The organism is Streptomyces sp. NBC_01717 (assembly GCF_036248255.1).
Taxonomy (GTDB): Bacteria; Actinomycetota; Actinomycetes; order Streptomycetales; family Streptomycetaceae; genus Streptomyces.
On the sequence record NZ_CP109178.1, the window covers coordinates 4428133 to 4448608 of the forward strand.

Here is a 20476-nt window from a genome sequence, read left to right on the forward strand (position 1 = left end):
GCACAACGCCGTACGACGGCCCCGCATCCCTCGTGGTGCGGGGCCGTCCGCGTATCCGAGCACATGTTGAGGTTTGAGCGAAGAGACTCGGGGACAGGGCCAAATACCCCGGTACTTCGGTCATTTCACCCGTGGTCGTCAACACGGAATTCGAAAAGCACCCTCGAACCATCCCCCGCGAGGGTGACGAAATGTCGCCAAATCATCACTGCCCGCTACGCTCGCTGCGTGACCCACACCGCGCGCCGCATCGGCCGAACTCTCGCTCTCGTCCTGCCCGTCGTCATGGTCCTCTCCGGGACCCTCGCGGTCACCCGTGTGCCGTGGGCAGCGCACAACTCCGAGTCGCAGGTACTCACCGCGTCGGCGGAGACCGTATCGAAGAAGCCCGCCGCGGCGCGCGCCCCGCAGGACGTGCTGCGCGACCGGCTGCTCGTGGAACTCCGGCAGAAGGACCCGGGTACCGCGCTGACGGACCTTCAGCGGACCGTCGAGGGACGCCCGTCGCTCGCCCGGCACTGCATGTCGATCGCCAGGGCCCTGGGCCGGGCCGCAGTCGAGCAGTACGGTCCCGCGCGGGCGCAGCGGTTCTCCCGTCCCGTCTGTGACACGTCGTTCGCCTCGGGTGTCGCTCAGTTCAGCTGACCGGTGCGGACGGGCACGGCATATCGTGCCTGGCATGCATACGTATCCGACGCAGGCCGTGATCCTGGCGGGTGGCCAGGGGTCACGGCTGCGCCCGTACACCGATGACCGCCCCAAGCCGATGGTCGAGATCCCGGGCACCGGGACCCCGATCATCGGCCATCAGCTTTCCTGGCTGGCCGCCGAGGGCGTGACCGATGCCGTCGTGTCGTGCGGTCATTTTGCCGAGGTGCTCCAGGAGTGGCTGGCCGAGGCCGTGTTGCCACTCCGGGTGACCACTGTGGTGGAGTCGGAGCCGCTCGGTCGTGGCGGCGGTCTCAAGTACGCCGCCACCCGGCTGCCGGATCCTTCGGAGCCCTGGTACGCCACGAACGGCGACATCTGGACCCGTTTTTCGCTGCGTGAGATGGCGGCGTTCCATGCGGAGCGCGATGCGACCGCCACGCTGGCCCTGGCCCGTCCGCGGATCCCGTGGGGTGCCGTGGAGACGGACGCGTTCGGGCACATCACCGACTTCATCGAGGCGCCGCCGTCGCCCTACCTGATCAACGCGGGTGTGTACGTCTTCTCGCCGACGTTCACGACGCTGCTGCCGGACCGGGGCGACCACGAGCGGACGACGTTCCCGCGGCTGGCCCGTGAGCGTCGGCTGGCCGGGTACCCGCTGCCGCTGGGGGCGTACTGGCGGGCCATCGACACCGCGAAGGACCTCACGGAGGCGGCGCGGGAGCTGGACGGCCCGCAGGCCCGCTGAGGTGGACGGAAGTGCGACGGGTACGGAGGAGGGGCGGTCGCCGGGTTTCCGGTGGCCGCCCCTCCTCCATGTCTGCCGGACGCCGGGCCTCAGCCGAGCAGGCCGCCGATCGGGTTGCGGCCGCCGCTCGACGTGCCGCCGGACGTCGAGCCGGTGGAGCCGCCGTCGGTCGAACCGCCGCCGGTGGAGCCGCCGCCCGTGCCTGTGGAGCCGGACGAGGTCGGTCCGGAGCTGGTGGCCGGGGGCTGCTGCGGAGTCGTCTGCTGCGGGGGCTGCTGGCCGGTGCCCTGCGTCTGGCTGGGCTGGCCGGCGCCGGCGGCCTGGCCGGCCTCGCGGACGGTGTCCGTACCGGGCGTGGACGCCTGCGCGGACGGGGTGGCGGAGCTGGACAGCGACGGTGACGGCTTCTGTCCGGCGGGGGTGTGCGACGCCTGGCCGCCGGTGGACTTCTGCGGGAGCGGGGTTCCGGGCAGCTGGTTGGTCGGGTTGCCGTGGGGGCCGGGCACGGTGACGACCTCGGAGGAGCGGACGGCGCCGCCGAGCATCGAGCCGACCAGAAGTGTGAGCCCGACGACGACGGTGGCGACGACTGCGCCGCGGCGCAGTACGCGGCGGCGCAGGTCCCAGATCGAGGAGCGCGGGCCGAGCCTGCGCCATGCCTCGCCGGCCAGCCGTCCGTCGACGGAGTAGACGGGGGCGCCCGCGATGATCAGTGGGCTCCAGGCGGCGAGGTAGATGATGTCCGGCGCGTCGTAGACGGCGACGGTGCGCCAGCTGACGGTGACCAGCAGCGCCGCGGAGAGCAGGGCGCCCACGGAGGAGGCGACCCGCTGCCACAGGCCGAGGACGGTGAGGACCCCGACGACGACCTGGAGGAAGGCGACGGTGAGCCCGGCGCCGACGGGGTGGGAGAGCGCGAAGTCCCGCAGCGGTTCCGCGAGCGCCCAAGGGCGCAGTGACGTCAGCCACTTGACCATGGAGCCGCGGTCGCCGCCGTCGAAGTACACGGGGTCGCAGAGCTTGCCCATGCCGGCGTAGATGGAGATGAAGCCGAGGAAGACCCGCATGGGAAGGAGTACGACCCCGAGGTTCATCCGGCGGCCGGGGTAGTACGCGTGCCGGACGGTGTCCGTGCCGTGGCGGTGCGACCGGCTCCCGACGGTCTCACCGAACTCGCCGTCCTCGTACCGCTCTTCCTCGTACGGCTCCGGCCCGTACGGGCCGGTGTCGACGGCGTCGTAGGCGCCGACCGCCTGCCGCATCGGCGGCAGCAGCGGGCCGTTGCCGGTCCGGCCGGGCTGGTGGGGTGCAGTGATGACGGGGTTCGGCTGGGTCTCGTCCAGGCGCGGGATGACCTGCGTGGCGCCCGGACCTCGATCGTCGTCGAACTCGGAGCCGTACGAGTTGTACGAACCGTACAAGCCGTCGGGGCGGCCCGCGGTGGAGTTCCGTACGGCCTGGAGGAGTCCGGTGGCGCCGGGGTCGCCGGGGGCGGACTTGCCGCTCCACACGACGGGCGAGCGCCGGCCGCGTCCCGCACCGGGGCCGCCCATGGCGGGGATCCTGACCGAACCCGCGGGAGCGGCACCACGCAGCCGTGCTTGCCGGCCGGGTGCGAGCTGCACCCGGAAGCTGGCGTGGTTGACGATGACCTGCGCAGGGTCGCAGTCCACCTTGGTCATACTCAGGGCGGGTAGCTCGTCGAACCGAGGCGTTCTGGTGTCCACACTCATCTAACCGAGTGATGTGTGTTTAGGACACTGCCTTGACGGACCCGATGTGTCCGAGGCCCGTCAACAGGTGGTGGCGGGTGCACCCTCCGTCGGCCGACGTCCGACCGGGTGCTTTTCCGTGGAGCGATTACTCGCGATACTGCGGCAGGCGTAGGGGAATTGGCACTCCCGCCCCGTCGGCGCAAAGGGCACGTCCGATGGCGGCCACTGCCTGCGGTCTCCCGGCGCAGCGGTTCGTTCCTGTCGGCAGACCCTGCCGACAGCGCCACACCGACCGTCGGGAGGCTTCGCTGACCGGTCCGGTCGGCCCGGACCGGTCACCCGGCGTGTCAGGCGCGGCGGCGTGCCGTCTCGTACAGCACGATGCCTGCCGCGACACCCGCGTTCAGCGACTCCGCGCCACCCGGCATCGGGATCCGCACCCGGTAGTCGCAGGTCTCGCCGACCAGGCGGCCCAGGCCCTTGCCCTCGCTGCCGATCACGATGACGACGGGGCCGCCGAGGGCCTCCAGGTCCTGCACGGTGTGCTCGCCGTCCGCGGCGAGGCCGACGACCGTGATGCCGGCCTTCTGGTAGCCCTCCAGGGCGCGGGTCAGGTTCGTCACCCGGGAGACCGGCGTACGGGCCGCCGTACCCGCCGAGGACTTCCAGGCGCCCGCCGTCATCCCGGCCGCGCGGCGCTCCGGCACGACCACGCCGTGGCCGCCGAAGGCGGAGACGGAGCGGACGATCGCACCCAGGTTGCGCGGGTCGGTGACCCCGTCGAGCGCGACGATCAGCGGGTCCTCGCCGTTGTCGTACGCGGCGGCGGTGAGGTCCTCCGGGTGCGCGTACTCGTAGGGCGGGACCTGGAGGACGAGGCCCTGGTGGTTCAGGCCGTTCGTCATCCGGTCGAGCTCGGGGCGCGGCGCCTCCATCAGGTTGATGTTGCCGCGCTGGCCGGCGAGCTGGAGCGCCTCGCGGACCCGCTCGTCGTTGTCGATGTACTGCTGGACGTAGAGAGTGGTCGCCGGGACGCCGTCGCGCAGCGCCTCGTAGACCGGGTTACGGCCCACGACCATCTCGGACGTGCCCTTGGCGCCACCGCGCCGTGGGGCGGGTCGGCGAACTGCGGCCTGCCGGGCCTGGGCGTTCGCCACCCGGTTCTTCTTGTGTCCCTTGCGGGCGGAGGCGGGCGGCGTCGGTCCCTTGCCTTCGAGACCACGGCGTCGCTGGCCACCGCTGCCGACCTGCATGCCCTTCTTGTTGGACGTGCGGCGGTTCCTGCGCTGGCTGTTCCCGGCCATGACCTACCTGTTTCGTTGCTTCAGACGTGCGTACGTAATGAAAGTGTGCCGCCCGGATCGCCGGGCGGCACACGGTGAGGACTACTGGCGCGGGCCGAGCGTCCATCGTGGGCCGGTCGGGCTGTCCTCGATGACGAGGCCCGACTGGTTGAGCTGGTCTCGGATCGCGTCGGCGGCGGGCCAGTCCTTGCGTTCGCGGGCCGACTGACGCTGGTCCAGGACGAGGCGCACGAGCGTGTCGACGACCCCGTGCAGGTCCTCGCCGCGGTCGCCCTCGCCCGCCCAGTGCGGGTCGAGCGGATCGAGGCCGAGGACGCCGAGCATGGCCCGTACCTCCGCGAGCCTCGCGACGGCCGCTTCCTTGTCGTCGGCGGCGAGAGCGGAGTTGCCCTGCCGGACCGTGGTGTGGATGATCGCGAGCGCCTGCGGGACGCCCAGGTCGTCGTCCATCGCCTCGGCGAACGCGGGCGGCACCTCGGAGGCGGCCGCGACCTCGCCGCCCGCCTTCTCGATGACGCGCTGCACGAAGCCCTCGATCCGCGCGAACGCGGACTCGGCCTCGCGCAGTGCCTCCTCGCTGTACTCGATCATCGACCGGTAGTGCGGGGTGCCGAGGTAGTAGCGCAGCACGATGGGGCGCCATGCCTTGACCATCTCGCTGACCAGCACGGAGTTGCCGAGCGACTTCGACATCTTCTCGCCGGACATGGTGACCCAGCCGTTGTGCACCCAGTACTTCGCGAATTCGTCGCCGTAGGCCTTGGCCTGGGCGATCTCGTTCTCGTGGTGCGGGAAGATCAGGTCGATGCCGCCGCCGTGGATGTCGAAGGCGGTGCCGAGGTACTTGTGCGCCATGGCGGAGCACTCCAGGTGCCAGCCGGGCCGGCCGCGGCCCCACGGGGTCTCCCAGCTCGGCTCGCCGTCCTTGGCGACCTTCCACATCGCGAAGTCGCGCTGGTCGCGCTTGCCGGTCTCACCGTCACCGGACGGCTGACGCAGATCGTCCAGGTCCTGGTTGGAGAGCTCCAGATAGCCGGGGAACGACCGCACGTCGAAGTAGACGTTGCCGTCCGCCTCGTAGGCGTGACCGCGCTCGATGAGGCCGCGCATCATCTCGATCATCTCGGTGATGTGGCCGGTCGCGCGCGGCTCGTAGGTGGGCGGGAGGCAGCCGAGGGCGTCGTAGCCGGCGTTGAACGCGCGCTCGTTCTCGTACCCGATCGACCACCAGGGTCGGCCCTGCTCGGCCGACTTGTTGATGATCTTGTCGTCGATGTCGGTGACGTTCCGGATGAACGTGACGTCGTAGCCGCGGTACTCGAACCAGCGGCGCATGATGTCGAAGTTCAGCCCGGACCTGATGTGCCCGATGTGCGGGGCGGCCTGGACAGTCGCGCCACAGAGGTAGATCGAGACACAGCCCGCTGTGAGCGGGACGAAGTCACGGATCTGCCGGGCGCTGGTGTCGTACAGGCGAATAGTCACCCCTCAAGGGTAGTGGGCCCGCACCAGTGCCCCGCGACCCATTGGGAATCGCGAGGACAACTTGTGACAGGGACGATCCCCGAACGGGTCCTCAGATACGCCCGACGATCTTCTGCGGGGTGATCCGGACGACGACACGCTCGTCGTCGTCGCCGGAGGCGGGGTTGAATTCCACGTACTTCTTGCCGGTGTACTTCACGGACAGTTCGTCGATGAGTTCGTCGCCGCCCTCCGTGGTGAGAGCGGCGACACCGCGGATCTCGGCGTAGGTGTACGGAGCGGCGAACGGCTGGACGACGACGGAGACGCGCGGGTCGCGGCTCAGGTTCTGCTCCTTGCGGCGGCCGCGGGTCGTCGAGAAGAGGACGTCGTCGCCGTCCCTCTTCACCCAGACAGGGGACAACTGGGGGCTGCCGTCGGGCTGGATGGTGGCGACGGTCACGAAGACAGGGGTGTCGAGAAGCGACCTGAGCTCGGCGGAGAGTTCGGCGGTCATGGCGTACGTCCTCCAGGAGACGGGGGTGTGCAGTGCTCCTACACGTACCCCGACCGGGCAACGCCGCCCCGCCTTCCCGCACCGCCCACCCGGAAGGTGGCCACCCCGACCGGCGCACGTGACGGGTCGGTCTTCGTCGCCGGTTCCCGCGCCGGTTCCGAGGAGACACCCCGAAGGGGCGCCGACCGCCACCCATCGGGCAGCGGCGGCGGCGCCCGACCGGACTCGCCGTCAGCCTGTCCGGTAGACCAGGGCCGTCGCGAGCCCCGCGAGTCCCTCCGCGCGGCCGGTGAAGCCGAGACCGTCCGATGTGGCGGCCGACAGCGAGACGGGGGCGCCGATCGCCGCCGACAGCACCTTCTGCGCCTCGTCGCGCCGCTTGCCGATCTTCGGCCGTACGCCGATGACCTGGACCGCGACGTTCCCGATCTCGAACCCCTCGGCCCGGACGATCCGTGCCGCCTCGGCCAGCAGGGTGACGCCCGCGGCGCCCGACCATTCCGGACGCCCTGTGCCGAAGTGCTGGCCCAGGTCACCGAGGCCGGCCGCGGAGAAGAGCGCGTTGCAGGCGGCGTGGGCGACGACGTCGGCGTCGGAGTGGCCGGCGAGACCGGGGCCCTCGCCCTCCCAGAGCAGGCCCGCGCACCACAGCTCGCGGCCCTCCTCGAAGGCGTGGATGTCCGTGCCGATGCCGACCTGCGGAATCACCGGTGCGTGCTCAGAACCCATCGTTCGCCCTCCTGCGCGCGAGAACCGCCTCCGCCAGCACCAGATCCAGCGGCCGGGTCACCTTGAATGCCTCTTCGTGCCCGGGTACGACGACGACGGGCGCCCCGAGCTGTTCGACCATGCCCGCGTCGTCGGTCGCGCCCTCGCCGTCGAGGGCGACCGTCGCGTGGGCGCGGACCAGGGTGTCCCGGTCGAAGCCCTGCGGGGTCTGTACGGCGCGCAGCCTGGCCCGCACGGGTGTGCCGAGCACCGGTTCCGGCTCGCCGGGCGCGCCGGGCTCGACCTCCTTGACGGTGTCGGCGAGGGGCAGTGCGGGTACGACGGCGGGCGCCCCGTCCCGTACGGCCTCGATCACCGCGTCCACGGTGTCGACGGGCACCAGCGGGCGGGCCGCGTCGTGGACGAGGACGACGGAGATGTCCTCGGGCAGGGCGTCGAGGCCGAGCCCGACCGATTCCTGGCGGGTGTCCCCGCCCGGCACGACGACGTAGTCGGTGCGTTCGGGCAGGGCGTGTTCGTCCAGCAGGTTCTTGACCTCGGGCGCGCCGTCCGGTGGCGCGACCACGACCACCAGGGAGACGGACCGGGACGCCGCCATGGCTCGTACCGCATGGATGAGCATGGGCGTACCGCTCAGCGCGCGGAGCGCCTTGGGGGCGCCCGGGCCGAGCCGTACGCCGCGACCGGCGGCGGGAATCACCGCGGCGGTGCGATACGGACGCGATTGATCAGACATCGGTTGCACTCCGAAGCATCAGCATGTTTGTTTCCACGGCCGACATGGGTATGGCCACAAGCGAGCCGGGCGCGACGCTTGACTTGACCGGGACCCTTTCCGTGATCCCCGGTCGGTGGGGCAGCCGCATCGGCCGCTCGGGGTCGGCTGTGCAAGATCGCAAGCAAGATATCGAAAGGTATCGATGGGGTGGTCCGGAGACCGGTTCCGGACATGCCGCAGCGCCCGACGACACACCGTGAATACGGCTGGTCAGCGGGCACCGCGGCACATTTATTTACGACCGGTGCGATCCCGGGTCAGGACGCGAGGACCTCGTCGAGCAGAGCCTCGGCCTTGTCTTCGTTCGTGTTCTCCGCGAGAGCGAGCTCGCTCACCAGGATCTGCCGTGCCTTGGCGAGCATGCGCTTCTCACCTGCGGAGAGTCCACGCTCGCGCTCACGACGCCACAGGTCACGCACCACTTCGGCGACCTTGATGACATCGCCGGAGGCGAGCTTCTCGAGATTTGCCTTGTAGCGCCGGGACCAGTTCGTCGGCTCTTCGGCGTACGGCGCGCGCAGCACCTCGAAGACCCGGTCCAGTCCCTCCTGCCCGACTACGTCGCGCACACCCACGAACTCCGCATTGTCCGCCGGCACACGAACCGTCAAGTCGCCCTGGGCGACCTTGAGCACCAAGTAGGTCTTGTCCACGCCTTTGATCTGGCGAGTTTCGATAGCCTCGATCAGCGCGGCCCCGTGATGGGGATAGACCACGGTGTCGCCAACCTTGAACGTCATGTGACAGGTACCCCTTCCGTGGCTATCCAGAGTAACACGAGAACGGCTTCTCCTGAATGGCGTTTTCGCAGGTCAGGGCATATCTCGGGGCTTGACAACAGCAACACGAACGTGCTGCGGAAGGCTTCCGGGAGACGGTATTCGCAGGTCGGAGCGGCTGTACGGGCGAGGCGAAACGTGCGCGTTACGCATCCTCGAACCCACTCCGAAGTGGTTGAACGTCCCGGTTTGCCGGATTCCAGATGGCGGACTTTCCCTACTCCGTTCGGAGATCGATCACCCGTACGGACGTAAAGTACCGATGGCCAATGAAATTGATCACCGCCCGGCCGCTGCGGAGATTATGTGCAAGGAATGCGTCAAGGTCCGGGGAATTGATCAAGCCCGTTATGTGAACGGCGCGCAAATCGCGAGGCGGCGACCGGCGTGGGGGCCCGGTGAGGGCTCCGGTGGTGATGCCCGGAGCGGTAGGGGCGGGTCGGGTGCGGGGCGGGGACGGCGGCTCGGTAACCTAAGGCCGCTGACACACCCTTAGGGCGGCTTTACGTCGCTCGCCCCTCCGTCCGTGAAGTCGTACGTTCAAGGAGTTGCCGCAGCCGTGAGCCGCAGCCTTCGACGCGGCGCCCTTGCCGCCGCCGCCATCGTGATCTCGATCGGTGCACTTTCCGCGTGTGGTGCCGGCAATGACGCGCAAACGCTCGAGATCAAGCCGGACAACGCTGCCACCACCCTCGGTGACATCAGGATCCAGAACGCGAACGTCATCACCCAGCCGGAGAAGGGCGCCGAGGGTCCGGCCGTCATCGCGGCGACGGTGTTCAACAACGGCACCAAGCGCCAGACGCTCGACGCCATCACCCTGCCGGGCTCCGACGTCTCGGTGCAGCTGCACGCCGCCGAGGGCGCGGGACCGGTCGTCGTCCCGGCCGGCGGCAGGGTCGTCCTGGGCGGCGAGGGCAACGCGTCCGCCGTGATCGAGAACGGCCGCGAGGCCGCGCAGAACGGCAACGTCCAGGCGGTCGTCTTCAAGTTCAGCGAGACCGGTGACGTCCCGCTCGGCGCGTTCGTCGTCCCGGCCACCAGCTTCTTCAAGGGCTTCGGCCCGAGCTCGCTGCCGAAGGCACCGGCGGAGACGCCGTCCGCCTCGCCGTCCGCGTCCGGAACCCCGGGCGCGCCGTCGGGCACCCCGTCCGAGGAGGCCGGCGCCGCGGGCAGCGAGGAGGACGCGGGCGCCGCGGGCAGCGAGAACGAGACCACTCCGACCGACGCGGCCTCCGCGTCGGTGTCGGCGGACACGTCGACCGACTGATGTGACGCACGTATGACGCAGGCGCCCCCCGGATCCGGGGGGCGCCTGCGTCATGTGGGCGTGCGGGCCGGTTTACGGCTCGAACTTGTACCCCAAGCCGCGCACCGTGACCAGGAAGCGCGGCGCCCCCGGGTCCGGCTCGATCTTGGCGCGCAGGCGCTTGACGTGGACGTCGAGGGTCTTGGTGTCGCCCACGTAGTCCGCGCCCCAGACGCGGTCGATCAGCTGCATCCGGGTGAGCACCCGGCCCGCGTTGCGCAGCAGCATCTCCAGCAGGTCGAACTCCTTGAGCGGGAGGTCGACCTTGCCGCCGGAGACCGTGACGACGTGACGGTCCACGTCCATCCGGACCGGACCCGCCTCCAGGGCGGCCGGCGTGACCTCCTCCGGCTCGCCGCGACGGCGCAGCACCGCGCGGATGCGGGCGACGAGCTCCCGCGAGGAGAACGGCTTGGTCACATAGTCGTCGGCTCCTATTTCCAGGCCGACGACCTTGTCGATCTCGCTGTCCTTGGCCGTGACCATGATCACGGGGACGTTGGACCTGCTGCGCAGCTGGCGGCAGACCTCGGTGCCGGGCAGACCGGGCAGCATCAGGTCGAGGAGGACGAGGTCGGCGCCGTTGCGCTCGAACTCGTCGAGCCCGTCCGGGCCGGTGGCCGCGATGGCGACCTCGAAGCCTTCCTTGCGAAGCATGTAGGACAGAGCGTCGCTGAAGGATTCCTCATCCTCGACGACAAGCACTCGGGTCACGGAAGGACCTCCGGGGCAGGGAATGTTTCAAGGGTGTCGGGGTTGGCGGTCCGATAGGTCCCGTCGCCACCGTTGACGATGAGCGGTCCGCCGGTTGCACGGTCTCGGTCCCGTACGGAACCCGCTTCGGGCAGCCGCAGGGTGAAGGTGGAGCCCTGGCCCTCCGAGCTCCACACGGTGACCTCCCCGCCGTGCGAGGCGGCCACATGCTTGACGATGGCGAGGCCGAGACCGGTGCCACCGGTGGCCCGTGAGCGGGCCGGGTCGACGCGGTAGAAGCGTTCGAAGACCCGCTCGCGGTCCTTCTCCGAGATGCCGATGCCCTGGTCGGTCACGGCGATCTCGATCTCGTCCCCACCCGGAACGGCCAGGCGCCTCGCGGCGATGCCGACACGGGTGCGAGCGGGGCTGTAGTTGACGGCGTTCTCGACGAGATTGCCGAGTGCCGCGGCGAGCTGGCCGCGGTTGCCCCAGATGCGGAGCTCCGCGGTGCCGCCGGCCGCCATGGTGATCTGTTTCGATCCGGCCTGCTGACGGCAGCGGTCGATGGCCTCGGCGACCAGTTCGTCCACCCGGACCGGCTCGGCGTCCTCCAGCGGGTCGTCGTTCTGCACCCGGGAGAGGTCGATCAGTTCCTGTACGAGGTTGGTCAGCCGGGTCGCCTCGATCTGCATCCTGCCGGCGAACCGCTCCACCGCCTCCGGGTCGTCGGAGGCGTCCATGACCGCCTCGGAGAGCAGCGAGAGCGCACCGACCGGGGTCTTGAGCTCATGGCTGACGTTGGCGACGAAGTCGCGCCGTACCGCTTCGATACGGCGCGCCTCGGTGAGGTCCTCGACCAGCAGGAGCACCAGCCGGGAACCCAGCGGAGCGACCCGGGCGGAGACCGCGAGGGCCTCGCCGCGGCCCGTACCGCGCCGCGGCAGGTCCAGTTCGACCTGCCGTATCTCACCGTCCCGGCGGGTGTCCCTGGCCATGTGCAGCATTGGCTCGACGGCCAGCCGGCCGCCCCTGACCAGGCCCAGCGCATACGCGGCGGAGCTGGCCTTGACGACGCTGTCGCTCTCGTCGAGCACGACCGCGGAGGAGGAGAGGACGGAGAGGACCGTGTCGACTCCGGGGGGCAGTGCCCCGTTGCTGTCGGGCCGCAGAGACGTGCGCGTCGGTTTCTTCTGGTCGCGCTCGCTCCAGCGGAACGCCAGCATGGCGATCACACCGGTACACAACCCGGCGATCGCTGCAGCTGCGGCGACCGCCGCGTTCACGTCCATACCTAAAGGTTAAGCGGGTCCGAGCCCACTCTCCCAGCCGTCCGGGTGCCTACTCGAACACTCGTCGCCCAGAGTTCACCGAGGGGCAAGCGTTGGTTCACTTGGTCGGCCGGATCCGGACGCGTACGACACGCAGGGTGAGAGCGTGGGGTTCAGACCTGGCCCCGGGCTTAGTGAGGACTGGAGAGGACTTCCATGCGCGACGCTTACCACGAGGAACTCGACTCGATCGGCGAAGGCCTCGTCGAAATGGCGCGGCTCGTCGGGTCGGCGATCGGGCGGGCGACGACGTCCATGCTCGACGCCGATCTCAAGCTCGCCGAGAGCGTGATCGCTGCGGACCAGAAGGTCGACGACCTGCAGCACGACCTGGAGGCGCGGGCGATCGCCCTGCTCGCACGCCAGCAGCCTGTGGCGACCGACCTGCGGATCGTGGTCACCTCGCTGCGGATGAGCGCCGATCTGGAGCGCTCGGGCGACCTCGCCCAGCACGTCGCCAAGCTGACCCGGCTGCGCTTCCCGGAGTCGGCGGTGCCGAACGACCTGCACGCCACCATCCTGGAGATGGGGCAGCTGGCGCAGCGGCTGATGGCCAAGGCGGCCGAGGTGATCATTACGAAGGATGTCGACCTGGCGCTCCAGCTGGAGCAGGACGACGACGAGATGGACCTGCTGCACCGCACGCTGTTCCAGCACCTGATGGACGACCGCTGGAAGCACGGCATCGAGACCGCCGTCGACGTCACGCTGCTCGGCCGTTACTACGAGCGTTTCGCCGACCACGCGGTGTCGGTCGCCAAGCGGGTCGTCTACCTGGTGACGGGCGAGCACGCCGATGACCTGCAGACGCAGACCCCGGTGGAGGGCGCGTAGCGAAGATCGGGCGGCTTCTGCGCTAGTGCGCCGTCGGTGCGCCGTTCACGTGCGGGCCCGTTTGGGCATGCAATGGGGTGGGGCGGCACGCCGACGTCGTACGCCCCGGTCGTACGTCGTCGTCAGTCGTACGGCCCTGTCGTACGCCTGGATGTACGTCCTTGAGGAGGAACGATGTCCGACTCCCCCACGACCGACCCACAGCAGGAGACACCCGCTGAAGTGGTCCATCTGACGGTGCTCGGTGCCTGTGGCTGCGGCTCGGGCTGCGGGTGCGGCTGCCAGTCGGGCGCCCCGTGCCAGTGCGGCGGCTAGCCGAGACTGACCGGACGCAAGCGTGCAGACGGCGCCCCGTGCGGAACTCCGCGCGGGGCGCCGGTCATGCCCGTTTCAGGCGGCGGTGACGACACCGGTGTTCTGCCTGTGGGCCCGCCGGGGCGAAGCGGCGCCGGTCCCCGACCGGCGGGACGCACCGCGCGAGCCGGCGGGCACCGCGTAGCGAACGCCGTGCGGGGGCGAGCACACCCGCACCCGCACCCCGATCGCCGGTCAGACCGCCGGCTCCACCACGCCCTGCGGCGCACCCGAGGCCGCATCCGGCTCGGCCTCGGCAGCCGTCACCACCCCGGTCACCTTCTCCTCCGGCGAAAGCCCACGCATGAGCATCCAGTACCCGAGCGCCGCCACGGTCCCCAGCACCCCGCACATCCCCCACAGCCACTTCGCCCCGTAGTGGTCGATCACCAGACCGGACATCAGCGGAGCGACCAGCGCCGCCGCCGACCACGACAGCGTGTACATGCCCTGATAGCGGCCCCGGCCGTGGGCCGGGGAGAGGCGGACGACCAGGTTGCTCTGGACCGGTGCGTTGATGATCTCGCCGATCGTCCAGACACAGATCGTCAGCGCGTACACGGCCACCGATCCGGCGAACGCGGTCAGCCCGAATCCGTACCCCGCCAGCAGGGACGACACGATCAGCAGCCGACGCGGGTCGCGGTGCTGGATGAAGCGGCCGACCGGGATCTGGAGTGCCACGATCATCACACCGTTGACGGCGATCGCGGTGCCGAAGTCGGAGCTGGAGAGCCCGTCCGTACCCATCGCGACCGGCAGCCCCACGTACCCCTGCTGGAAGATCAGCGCCACCACGAACGACAGCCCGACGACGCTCATGAACCGGCCGTCGCGCAGCACGGTGGACAGCCGGACGTCGGGCTCGGCCGGCAGCGTGCCGCCGGCCGCCGCGGGCGCCTTCTGCGGCCGGGACTCCGGCACCTTCAGGAAGACGACGACCGCGCAGAACAGCGTCATCGCGGCCTCGACCATGAACCCGGCGAGATAGCTGTACTCGGCGATGAACCCGGCACCGGCGGAGGAGACCGCGAAGCCGAGGTTGACCGCCCAGTAGTTCAAGGAGAACGCACGCACCCGGTCCTCGGGGCGGACGATGTCGGCCATCATCGCCTGGACCGCGGGCCGCGACGCGTTGCTGGCCATACCGACGACAAAGGCGACGGCGGCGATCGCGACCGGATGGACCATGAAGCCGAGCACGGCCACCGACACGGCGGTCGAGCTCTGCGCGATCAGCATGGTGGGCCGGCGCCCGAGCCGGTCGGTCATCACCCCGGCACCGAGCGAGGAGATGACCCCGCCCAGTCCGTGCAGCGCGGCGACCAGACCCGCGTACGAGGCGGAGTAGCCGCGGTCCAGAGTCAGGTAGAGCGCCATGAAAGTGGCGACGAACGCCCCGAGCCGGTTGACCAGGGTGCTGGTCCACAGCCACCAGAACTCTCTGGGGAGACCGGAGACGGTCTCGTGTGCGGCCCGTCTGAGACCGGCGACAGACATACGGGTTCCCCCAGGGACGTGCGGGACGGATGCGGTCGGTAAGTGTCCCGGCCGCAGTCCGAACATTACGAAGCGGGGGTTCCCGACCGCCACTCGATTGACGCGCGCCGTCAATCGTCCCCGGCCGCCCCCTCGCACTGTCCGCCCTGTGACCGGGGGAGCGAGGGCCCGGAGGCTTCGATTACGCTCGGGCTCATGGCCGACGCACCGTACAAGCTGATCCTCCTCCGCCACGGCGAGAGCGAATGGAACGCGAAGAACCTGTTCACCGGTTGGGTGGACGTCAACCTCACCGAGAAGGGCGAGAAGGAGGCAGTCCGCGGCGGTGAGCTGCTCAAGGACGCCGGTCTGCTCCCCGATGTCCTGCACACCTCCCTCCAGAAGCGCGCCATCCGCACCGCCCAGCTCGCGCTGGAGGCCGCGGACCGCCACTGGATCCCGGTCCACCGCTCCTGGCGGCTGAACGAGCGCCACTACGGCGCCCTCCAGGGCAAGGACAAGGCGCAGACGCTCGCCGAGTTCGGCCAGGAGCAGTTCATGCTCTGGCGCCGCTCGTACGACACCCCGCCGCCGGCCCTCGAGGACGGCACCGAGTTCTCGCAGAGCGACGACCCGCGCTACGCCACGATCCCGAGCGAGCTGCGCCCGCGGACCGAGTGCCTCAAGGACGTCGTCGAGCGCATGCTGCCGTACTGGTACGACAACATCGTCCCGGACCTGCTGACCGGTCGCACGGTCCTGGTCGCCGCCCACGGCAACAGCCTCCGCGGCCTGGTCAAGCACCTCGACGGCATCTCCGACGCCGACATCACGGGCCTGAACATCCCGACCGGCATCCCGCTCGTCTACGAGCTCGACGCCGACTTCCGCCCCCTGAAGCCGGGCGGCACATACCTCGACCCGGACGCGGCAGCGGCCGCCATCGAGGCCGTGAAGAACCAGGGCAAGAAGAAGTAGCCTTTTTTGATCATGCCTCCCACCTGCGCAATCGGCGCGGTTGGGAGGCATTTTCGCGGCCCGGGCACTCCGATCAGGGCCCTCAGCGGCCCCGGATCGGAGTGTCCGGGCGGTACGGCCCTCGGCAAACCGTCTACGAGCGGCATCGCCGCCGGAAGGCCGACGCCACCTGGAAAGCCGTGCTGAGCGGCACTCCGGCCATCGCCGCGATCGTCATCCGGCTCCGCGACACGGTCCAAGAACCGAACGGCCTAGGCTACTTCCCGTCGGTCAGCAGCAACTCACTTGTTGACCAGGGGATCAGGGGGACGAATGGCGACGTGCGATGCGCCTGAAGTGTTCCAGCCGCTGCAGGCGGACGATCCGTCCGTGGTGGCCGGTTATCGTCTGGCCGCGCGGCTCGGTGCAGGCGGCATGGGGCGGGTCTACCTGTCGCACACGCAGGGCGGCCGGCCGGTGGCGATCAAGGTCGTCCGGCCCGAACTGGCCGACGACCCCGCCTTCCGGCGGCGTTTCCGCCGGGAGATGGAGGCCGCCCGGCGGGTCAGGGGCGCGTACACCGCGGAGCTGATCGACGGCGACGCGGACGGCGCACCGCCCTGGCTGGCCACGCTGTACGTACCCGGACCCTCGCTGGCGGAGGCTGTCGGACGGGCTGGGGCGCTGCCGGTGCCCGCGGTGCTGTGGCTGATGGCCGGAGTCGCCGAGGCTCTCCAGGCCATCCACGGTGCGGGGATCGTGCACCGCGACCTGAAGCCGTCGAACGTCCTGCTCGCGTCCGACGGCCCGCGCGTGATCGACTTCGGCATCTCGCTGGCCGCGGGCGTCAGTTCGTACACCGCCACGGGGTCCACCATCGGCACGCCTCAGTTCATGGCTCCCGAGCAGGCGTCCGGGGGCGAGGTCACGGCGGCGACCGACGTGTTCGCGCTCGGCCAGACCGCGGCGTTCGCGGCGCTCGGTGAGCCGCTGTACGGGGATGGTCCCGCGGTCAGCGTGCTGTACCGGATCGTGCACTCCGAGCCCGATCTGTCGCTGCTGCCCACTCGGCTCCGCCCGTTGATCGCCCGCTGCCTGGCCGCCGATCCGGCGGAGCGTGCCACCCTGGCGGAGGTCGTGGAGTGGTGCCGCCAGGAGCTGGGCGGGGACGCCGACGCGGGCGCAGGGCCGACCGTCTGGCGAGAGGTCATGGGGCCGGAAGTGACGGTGCCGCCACCCGTGTCCGATCCCACGCCGGCACACACGCTGCCGCTGGTCGCCACCGGGCCGCAGCAGGCGCGGGATCCGTGGGCGGCGCCGACGGACCCGGGCAGGGCGCCCTCACGAAGACGCGGGACCAGGCCGGCCATGGGCGCGGCTGTGACGGCGGTCGTGCTGGTGCTCACGGTCCTGGCGTGGACGGTCATGGACGCGACGGGCGTGTTCCGTGGCCGGGACGATGGCCGCTCGGGTGGTACGGGCTCGGCGGCGGCGGCCGGTCCGGGGACGACCGCGGAGGCGTCCACCTCCCCTTCCCCGTCCGCCCCTGGGGCGAAGTCGGGGGCCGATGGCGATGGGGCGGGCGAGGGGCCGGGCGAGGCGTCGGGAGCAGCCAACCCCTCAGCGACCGCACCCGCGTCGACGCACGGCGAACCGTACACCGGGCAGTGGCTGGACGCGAAGAACTCACTGAGCTTCAAGAAACCGGTCCAACGCAAGGACCGCAAGGGGGACATCCGTTTCACCTGCGCGAAGGACGCCGGCTGCACGCTGGAGAGCGACACCAGCGTGTTCACCATGGTCTTCGGCGATCCGGTCGCGGGCCCCGACGAGTGCCGCCTCCTCACCAACGGTCAGACGGCCCATCGCCTCCCGCTCGCCGCGGCGGCGTCCGGCAGGGAGATCTGCGTCCAGCACCGCAACGGGGACATCGCGCTGCTCGTAATCGTGACGAAGTCGACCGCGATGCCGGACATCGCCTTTGTGACCGCGGACATGACGGTGTGGCGGCGGGCGGGCTAAGGGCTGTCCCGTAACCCCCGGCGGGCGCGCGACGACAGCTACGGCACCTCGCCGCGTTGTCGGAACGCCCGAATACGCCCACTATGAGGACGCCCCTCCGCCTTGCGATGCACCGCATCTGACGCCGCGCGCTGATCCACCAGGGATTAAGGGACATCCCTTAGGGCTGTCAGCCCGATCATCGCTGAGGGGAAGTCGTTGGCACCGAGTCCACAGTTACTTGGCTCTGCGTCCACACCGACCTGACCATTCCCTGTCGCACTGAAGGGCGTTACAGCCCCTAGATTGGGGCGCGCGCGTTGAGAGATCGGGAGAACGAACATGGGTGAGCCTCTGAAGACCTTTGTCGGCGGCACCGAGGTCGAAGTGCCCAACAGCATCCCGGACATCCGTGCCACGCTCCCCGAGGACAGACGCGAGGAGTTCGACCACGCCATCAACGAGGCCGGGGTGCACGAGATCCAGGCCGTCATGCGGCACTGGATGCTGGAGGCCGTGCCCGATCCCGAGGCCGAGCGGATCCTGGACCGGCTGGCGCAGGACGAGGCGGAGAGGCGGAGCGTCTCTTGAGTTTCCGCATCTCATACGCCCCGCCCGCCGACGACACCCTGGCCAAGATGCGGGAGAGCGGTACGTTCCGCGACGAGATGGCGCGGACCTTGGGGCGCGACCCGTACGCGCACGGGTCGTCGGCCGTCAAGAGTGAGCACGACCGCCGCGAGGCGACGGTCCTCGGGGCCATCGTGCTCTATTACGTGTCCGGGTCCGTTCTCACGGTCACCGTGGTGCGGCTCGTCCCGCTTCCCTGAGGCCGTTCGCCCCGGGCCCGTTCGCCCGGACGGGTCCCGCTGTTCAGGCCAGCTTCGCGAGCTGCGCGTCGACCACCGCGGTCGGCAGCGGGTAGTCCTTGCCGGTGCCGGACGCCGCCAGGTTGAGCGATGTGAACGAGGCGATCGTGGCGCCCTGGCGCACGACCACGAGTTTGAACGGGGCCTTCTCGCCGCCCTGTTCCACTGTCACCGTCCAGGCCGCGGCCTCCTCGCCGCCCGAGATCTTCTCCTCCTCGATCTTGACGACCTTCTGCTTGTCGCCGGCCACGGTGAGGCCGAAGCCGCCGGAGCACGCGGTGGCCGCGGTGCGCAGGCCGTCGATCGTGTCCTGGGCGCCCTTGCCGTCGTACGAGGAGAGGGACGCCATCGTCGTCGTGATGTCGAAGGCCGCGATGAACGCCTCCTCCGCGTCCGCGCTGTCCTGCTTCTCCTTCTGGTCCTTCTTGGGCTCGCTGACGACCTTGCGCTGGTTGGCCGCCACGGGCTTGCCGACCCGGGCGCCCAGCAGTGCGTCGGCGAAGGTGTCACAGGCCTTGTCGTCCACGGTGACCGCGGACGCGTCGACGGCGTCGTCCTTGCCCGCCTTGCTGACCTTGTGCCCCTTGACGTCGCCCTGGACCAGCGCCGCCTTGTCCAGTTCGGCGGCGGTCAGCGCCTTGACCGCGGCGGGCTCGGCCGCAGCGCTCTCCTTGCCCTTTCCGTCCGCGCCCCCACTGCCGGAATCCGAGCCTCCGCAGGCGGTGGCGACCAGAGCGAGGGAAGCCGTGCAGGCGGCAACGGCGGCGCGACGTATGACAGTAGGTCTCATGACCCAACTCTATGAGTCAGCAGTGGTTTGACGATCAACCAATTCGGGCACAGGAGTTGATCGTAATTGCGTTGTGATCATCCGGTGAAGACGCCGGGCGGGTACCCGGGTCGGCGCAGAACCGTCCGGTCCACAACCGGCGCGAAGGGGCACGCACATGCAGAGCCGAGCAACCGTCTCCACCGTCCTCGACGACATCGGAATCGGGGCCGGCCGCATCGCGGCGTGCGGCCCGCTCACCGGTGGCACGTACAACGCCGTCACCCGCGTCACGCTCACCGACGGGCGGGACTGGGTGGTGAAAATACCGCCGCCGCCGACCGCCGCGGCGATGACCTACGAGCGCGACCTCCTGGTCAATGAGGTCACCTTCTACTCGGCGGCGGCAGCGATGGGGGACGTCGCGGTCCCCGGTGTCGTGCACAGCCGGCTCGATCCCGGCTCCGCGACCGGACCGTACCTGATCATGTCGGCCTGCCCCGGGCAGCCCTGGTACGGGATCAGCCCGGCCCTGGCGGACGGCGAGGAGCGGCGGCTCAGGCACGAGCTGGGGCGGCTCGTCGGGCGGCTGCACTCCGTCACCGGGCCCGGCGGATTCGGCTACCCGGCCCAGGCGCTGGGCCCGTTGGCCCCGACCTGGCGGCAGGCGTTCACCGCCATGACGGACGCCGTGCTTGCCGACGCGGACGCGTACGGTGCCCGGCTGCCGCGCCCGACGGACCCGATCCGCGCGCTGCTCCGCTGCGGCGCCCGTCCTCGACGACGTCACCCGGCCCGCCCTCGTCCACTTCGACCTGTGGCAGGGCAATCTGCTCGTCGACGGGGAGCCGGGGGCCCGGACGATCGGCGGGATCATCGACGGGGAGCGGATGTTCTGGGGCGACCCGGCCGCCGACTTCGTCTCGCTCGCCCTGCTCGGGGATGTGGAGAAGGACGAGGATCTCCTCGCCGGGTACGCGTCGTCGGCGGCGGACGGGGCCGTGGTGTTCGACTCGTCCCTGCGGCTGCGGCTCGCGCTCTACCGCTGCTATCTCTACCTGATCATGCTGGTGGAGACCGTCCCCCGCCGCTCCCCCGCCGAGACGCGGGAGTGGGTATGGCGCGAGGTCGGGCCGCAGCTCGAATCGGCGCTGGTGGACGTCGAGTCGGCGCTGCGGACCCGGAAGTGACCGCA

General features: G+C 70.2%; 19 protein-coding genes and 1 pseudogene. 9 read left to right on the top strand and 11 right to left on the bottom strand.

The window, feature by feature from the left end:
• The first annotated feature begins 228 nt into the window (after positions 1-228).
• Both OHB49_RS20020 and OHB49_RS20025 read left to right on the top strand, forming a co-directional pair.
• Positions 229-645 (top strand): hypothetical protein, encoded by a 417-nt coding sequence (locus OHB49_RS20020; RefSeq protein WP_030977825.1) that lies wholly within the window; start codon positions 229-231, stop codon positions 643-645.
• Positions 646-679: 34 nt separating this feature from the next.
• Entirely contained in the window at positions 680-1399 is a 720-nt protein-coding gene (locus OHB49_RS20025; RefSeq protein WP_030977824.1) for a nucleotidyltransferase family protein, read from the top strand.
• A gap of 89 nt (positions 1400-1488) precedes the next feature.
• Here OHB49_RS20025 and OHB49_RS20030 read toward each other — a convergent pair whose 3' ends face one another.
• The 7 genes from OHB49_RS20030 to OHB49_RS20060 all read right to left on the bottom strand — a co-directional run bounded on the left by OHB49_RS20030 (position 1489) and on the right by OHB49_RS20060 (position 8646).
• Positions 1489-3081, bottom strand: coding sequence for a DoxX family membrane protein (locus tag OHB49_RS20030; protein WP_030977823.1), 1593 nt, complete (start codon positions 3079-3081; stop codon positions 1489-1491).
• 380 nt (positions 3082-3461) lie between these two features.
• Entirely contained in the window at positions 3462-4418 is a 957-nt protein-coding gene (rlmB, locus tag OHB49_RS20035; protein ID WP_030929505.1) for a 23S rRNA (guanosine(2251)-2'-O)-methyltransferase RlmB, read from the bottom strand.
• 81 nt (positions 4419-4499) lie between these two features.
• Positions 4500-5903, bottom strand: a complete 1404-nt coding sequence (cysS, locus tag OHB49_RS20040; RefSeq protein WP_030977822.1) for a cysteine--tRNA ligase — start codon at positions 5901-5903, stop codon at positions 4500-4502.
• A gap of 91 nt (positions 5904-5994) precedes the next feature.
• Positions 5995-6399: a PPOX class F420-dependent oxidoreductase gene (locus OHB49_RS20045; RefSeq protein WP_030977821.1), complete on the bottom strand. Its 405-nt coding sequence runs from the start codon at positions 6397-6399 to the stop codon at positions 5995-5997.
• A gap of 231 nt (positions 6400-6630) precedes the next feature.
• Positions 6631-7128: a 2-C-methyl-D-erythritol 2,4-cyclodiphosphate synthase gene (gene ispF / locus OHB49_RS20050; RefSeq protein ID WP_329161931.1), complete on the bottom strand. Its 498-nt coding sequence runs from the start codon at positions 7126-7128 to the stop codon at positions 6631-6633.
• Positions 7118-7864, bottom strand: coding sequence for a 2-C-methyl-D-erythritol 4-phosphate cytidylyltransferase (gene ispD, locus OHB49_RS20055; protein WP_030977819.1), 747 nt, complete (start codon positions 7862-7864; stop codon positions 7118-7120). The genes ispF and ispD overlap by 11 nt, the downstream gene beginning before the upstream one ends.
• A 299-nt stretch (positions 7865-8163) precedes the next feature.
• Positions 8164-8646 carry a CarD family transcriptional regulator gene (locus tag OHB49_RS20060; protein ID WP_006380568.1) on the bottom strand — a complete coding sequence of 161 codons (483 nt, stop codon included), beginning with the start codon at positions 8644-8646 and terminating at the stop codon, positions 8164-8166.
• Positions 8647-9244: 598 nt separating this feature from the next.
• Between OHB49_RS20060 and OHB49_RS20065 the strand changes: the two genes are divergently transcribed.
• Positions 9245-9955, top strand: coding sequence for a hypothetical protein (locus OHB49_RS20065; RefSeq protein ID WP_030977816.1), 711 nt, complete (start codon positions 9245-9247; stop codon positions 9953-9955).
• A 72-nt stretch (positions 9956-10027) separates the two neighbouring features.
• Here the strand turns inward: OHB49_RS20065 and OHB49_RS20070 are convergent, their stop codons facing one another.
• A complete protein-coding gene (locus tag OHB49_RS20070) occupies positions 10028-10708 on the bottom strand; it encodes a response regulator transcription factor (protein ID WP_030977814.1) in 681 nt (226 codons plus the stop codon).
• Positions 10705-11979, bottom strand: a complete 1275-nt coding sequence (locus OHB49_RS20075; RefSeq protein WP_329161933.1) for a sensor histidine kinase — start codon at positions 11977-11979, stop codon at positions 10705-10707. Before OHB49_RS20075 ends, OHB49_RS20070 begins: the two co-directional genes overlap by 4 nt.
• A gap of 195 nt (positions 11980-12174) precedes the next feature.
• Here OHB49_RS20075 and phoU point away from each other — a divergent pair, with 195 nt between their 5' ends.
• Positions 12175-12852 carry a phosphate signaling complex protein PhoU gene (gene phoU, locus OHB49_RS20080; RefSeq protein WP_030977810.1) on the top strand — a complete coding sequence of 226 codons (678 nt, stop codon included), beginning with the start codon at positions 12175-12177 and terminating at the stop codon, positions 12850-12852.
• A gap of 549 nt (positions 12853-13401) precedes the next feature.
• Here phoU and OHB49_RS20085 read toward each other — a convergent pair.
• Positions 13402-14706: an MDR family MFS transporter gene (locus OHB49_RS20085; protein ID WP_037853470.1), complete on the bottom strand. Its 1305-nt coding sequence runs from the start codon at positions 14704-14706 to the stop codon at positions 13402-13404.
• A gap of 195 nt (positions 14707-14901) precedes the next feature.
• Between OHB49_RS20085 and OHB49_RS20090 the strand changes: the two genes are divergently transcribed.
• The 4 genes from OHB49_RS20090 to OHB49_RS20105 all read left to right on the top strand — a co-directional run bounded on the left by OHB49_RS20090 (position 14902) and on the right by OHB49_RS20105 (position 18473).
• Positions 14902-15663 (top strand): phosphoglyceromutase, encoded by a 762-nt coding sequence (locus OHB49_RS20090; protein ID WP_030977807.1) that lies wholly within the window; start codon positions 14902-14904, stop codon positions 15661-15663.
• Positions 15664-15975: 312 nt separating this feature from the next.
• Positions 15976-17664: a serine/threonine-protein kinase gene (locus tag OHB49_RS20095; protein WP_329161936.1), complete on the top strand. Its 1689-nt coding sequence runs from the start codon at positions 15976-15978 to the stop codon at positions 17662-17664.
• 321 nt (positions 17665-17985) lie between these two features.
• On the top strand, positions 17986-18234 hold the full coding sequence (locus tag OHB49_RS20100; protein WP_030929472.1) for a hypothetical protein: 249 nt from the start codon (positions 17986-17988) through the stop codon (positions 18232-18234).
• Positions 18231-18473 (top strand): hypothetical protein, encoded by a 243-nt coding sequence (locus tag OHB49_RS20105; protein ID WP_030977803.1) that lies wholly within the window; start codon positions 18231-18233, stop codon positions 18471-18473. Before OHB49_RS20100 ends, OHB49_RS20105 begins: the two co-directional genes overlap by 4 nt.
• Before the next feature lie 43 nt (positions 18474-18516).
• Here OHB49_RS20105 and OHB49_RS20110 read toward each other — a convergent pair whose 3' ends face one another.
• Positions 18517-19302 (bottom strand): hypothetical protein, encoded by a 786-nt coding sequence (locus OHB49_RS20110; RefSeq protein WP_329161939.1) that lies wholly within the window; start codon positions 19300-19302, stop codon positions 18517-18519.
• A gap of 157 nt (positions 19303-19459) precedes the next feature.
• Here OHB49_RS20110 and OHB49_RS20115 point away from each other — a divergent pair.
• A pseudogene (locus OHB49_RS20115) lies at positions 19460-20471 on the top strand (phosphotransferase family protein).
• The last annotated feature ends 5 nt before the right edge of the window (positions 20472-20476 follow it).

What these genes read in the sequence shown, in the direction of transcription:
- OHB49_RS20025 (WP_030977824.1), top strand. Translation starts at nt 680, where the DNA reads ATGCATACGTATCCGACGCAGGCCGTGATCCTGGCGGGTGGCCAGGGG.
- OHB49_RS20030 (WP_030977823.1), bottom strand. Translation starts at nt 3,081, where the DNA reads ATGACCAAGGTGGACTGCGACCCTGCGCAGGTCATCGTCAACCACGCC.
- rlmB (WP_030929505.1), bottom strand. Translation starts at nt 4,418, where the DNA reads ATGGCCGGGAACAGCCAGCGCAGGAACCGCCGCACGTCCAACAAGAAG.
- OHB49_RS20045 (WP_030977821.1), bottom strand. Translation starts at nt 6,399, where the DNA reads ATGACCGCCGAACTCTCCGCCGAGCTCAGGTCGCTTCTCGACACCCCT.
- ispF (WP_329161931.1), bottom strand. Translation starts at nt 7,128, where the DNA reads ATGGGTTCTGAGCACGCACCGGTGATTCCGCAGGTCGGCATCGGCACG.
- ispD (WP_030977819.1), bottom strand. Translation starts at nt 7,864, where the DNA reads ATGTCTGATCAATCGCGTCCGTATCGCACCGCCGCGGTGATTCCCGCC.
- OHB49_RS20060 (WP_006380568.1), bottom strand. Translation starts at nt 8,646, where the DNA reads ATGACGTTCAAGGTTGGCGACACCGTGGTCTATCCCCATCACGGGGCC.
- OHB49_RS20075 (WP_329161933.1), bottom strand. Translation starts at nt 11,979, where the DNA reads ATGGACGTGAACGCGGCGGTCGCCGCAGCTGCAGCGATCGCCGGGTTG.
- phoU (WP_030977810.1), top strand. Translation starts at nt 12,175, where the DNA reads ATGCGCGACGCTTACCACGAGGAACTCGACTCGATCGGCGAAGGCCTC.
- OHB49_RS20085 (WP_037853470.1), bottom strand. Translation starts at nt 14,706, where the DNA reads ATGTCTGTCGCCGGTCTCAGACGGGCCGCACACGAGACCGTCTCCGGT.
- OHB49_RS20090 (WP_030977807.1), top strand. Translation starts at nt 14,902, where the DNA reads ATGGCCGACGCACCGTACAAGCTGATCCTCCTCCGCCACGGCGAGAGC.
- OHB49_RS20095 (WP_329161936.1), top strand. Translation starts at nt 15,976, where the DNA reads ATGGCGACGTGCGATGCGCCTGAAGTGTTCCAGCCGCTGCAGGCGGAC.
- OHB49_RS20100 (WP_030929472.1), top strand. Translation starts at nt 17,986, where the DNA reads ATGGGTGAGCCTCTGAAGACCTTTGTCGGCGGCACCGAGGTCGAAGTG.
- OHB49_RS20110 (WP_329161939.1), bottom strand. Translation starts at nt 19,302, where the DNA reads ATGAGACCTACTGTCATACGTCGCGCCGCCGTTGCCGCCTGCACGGCT.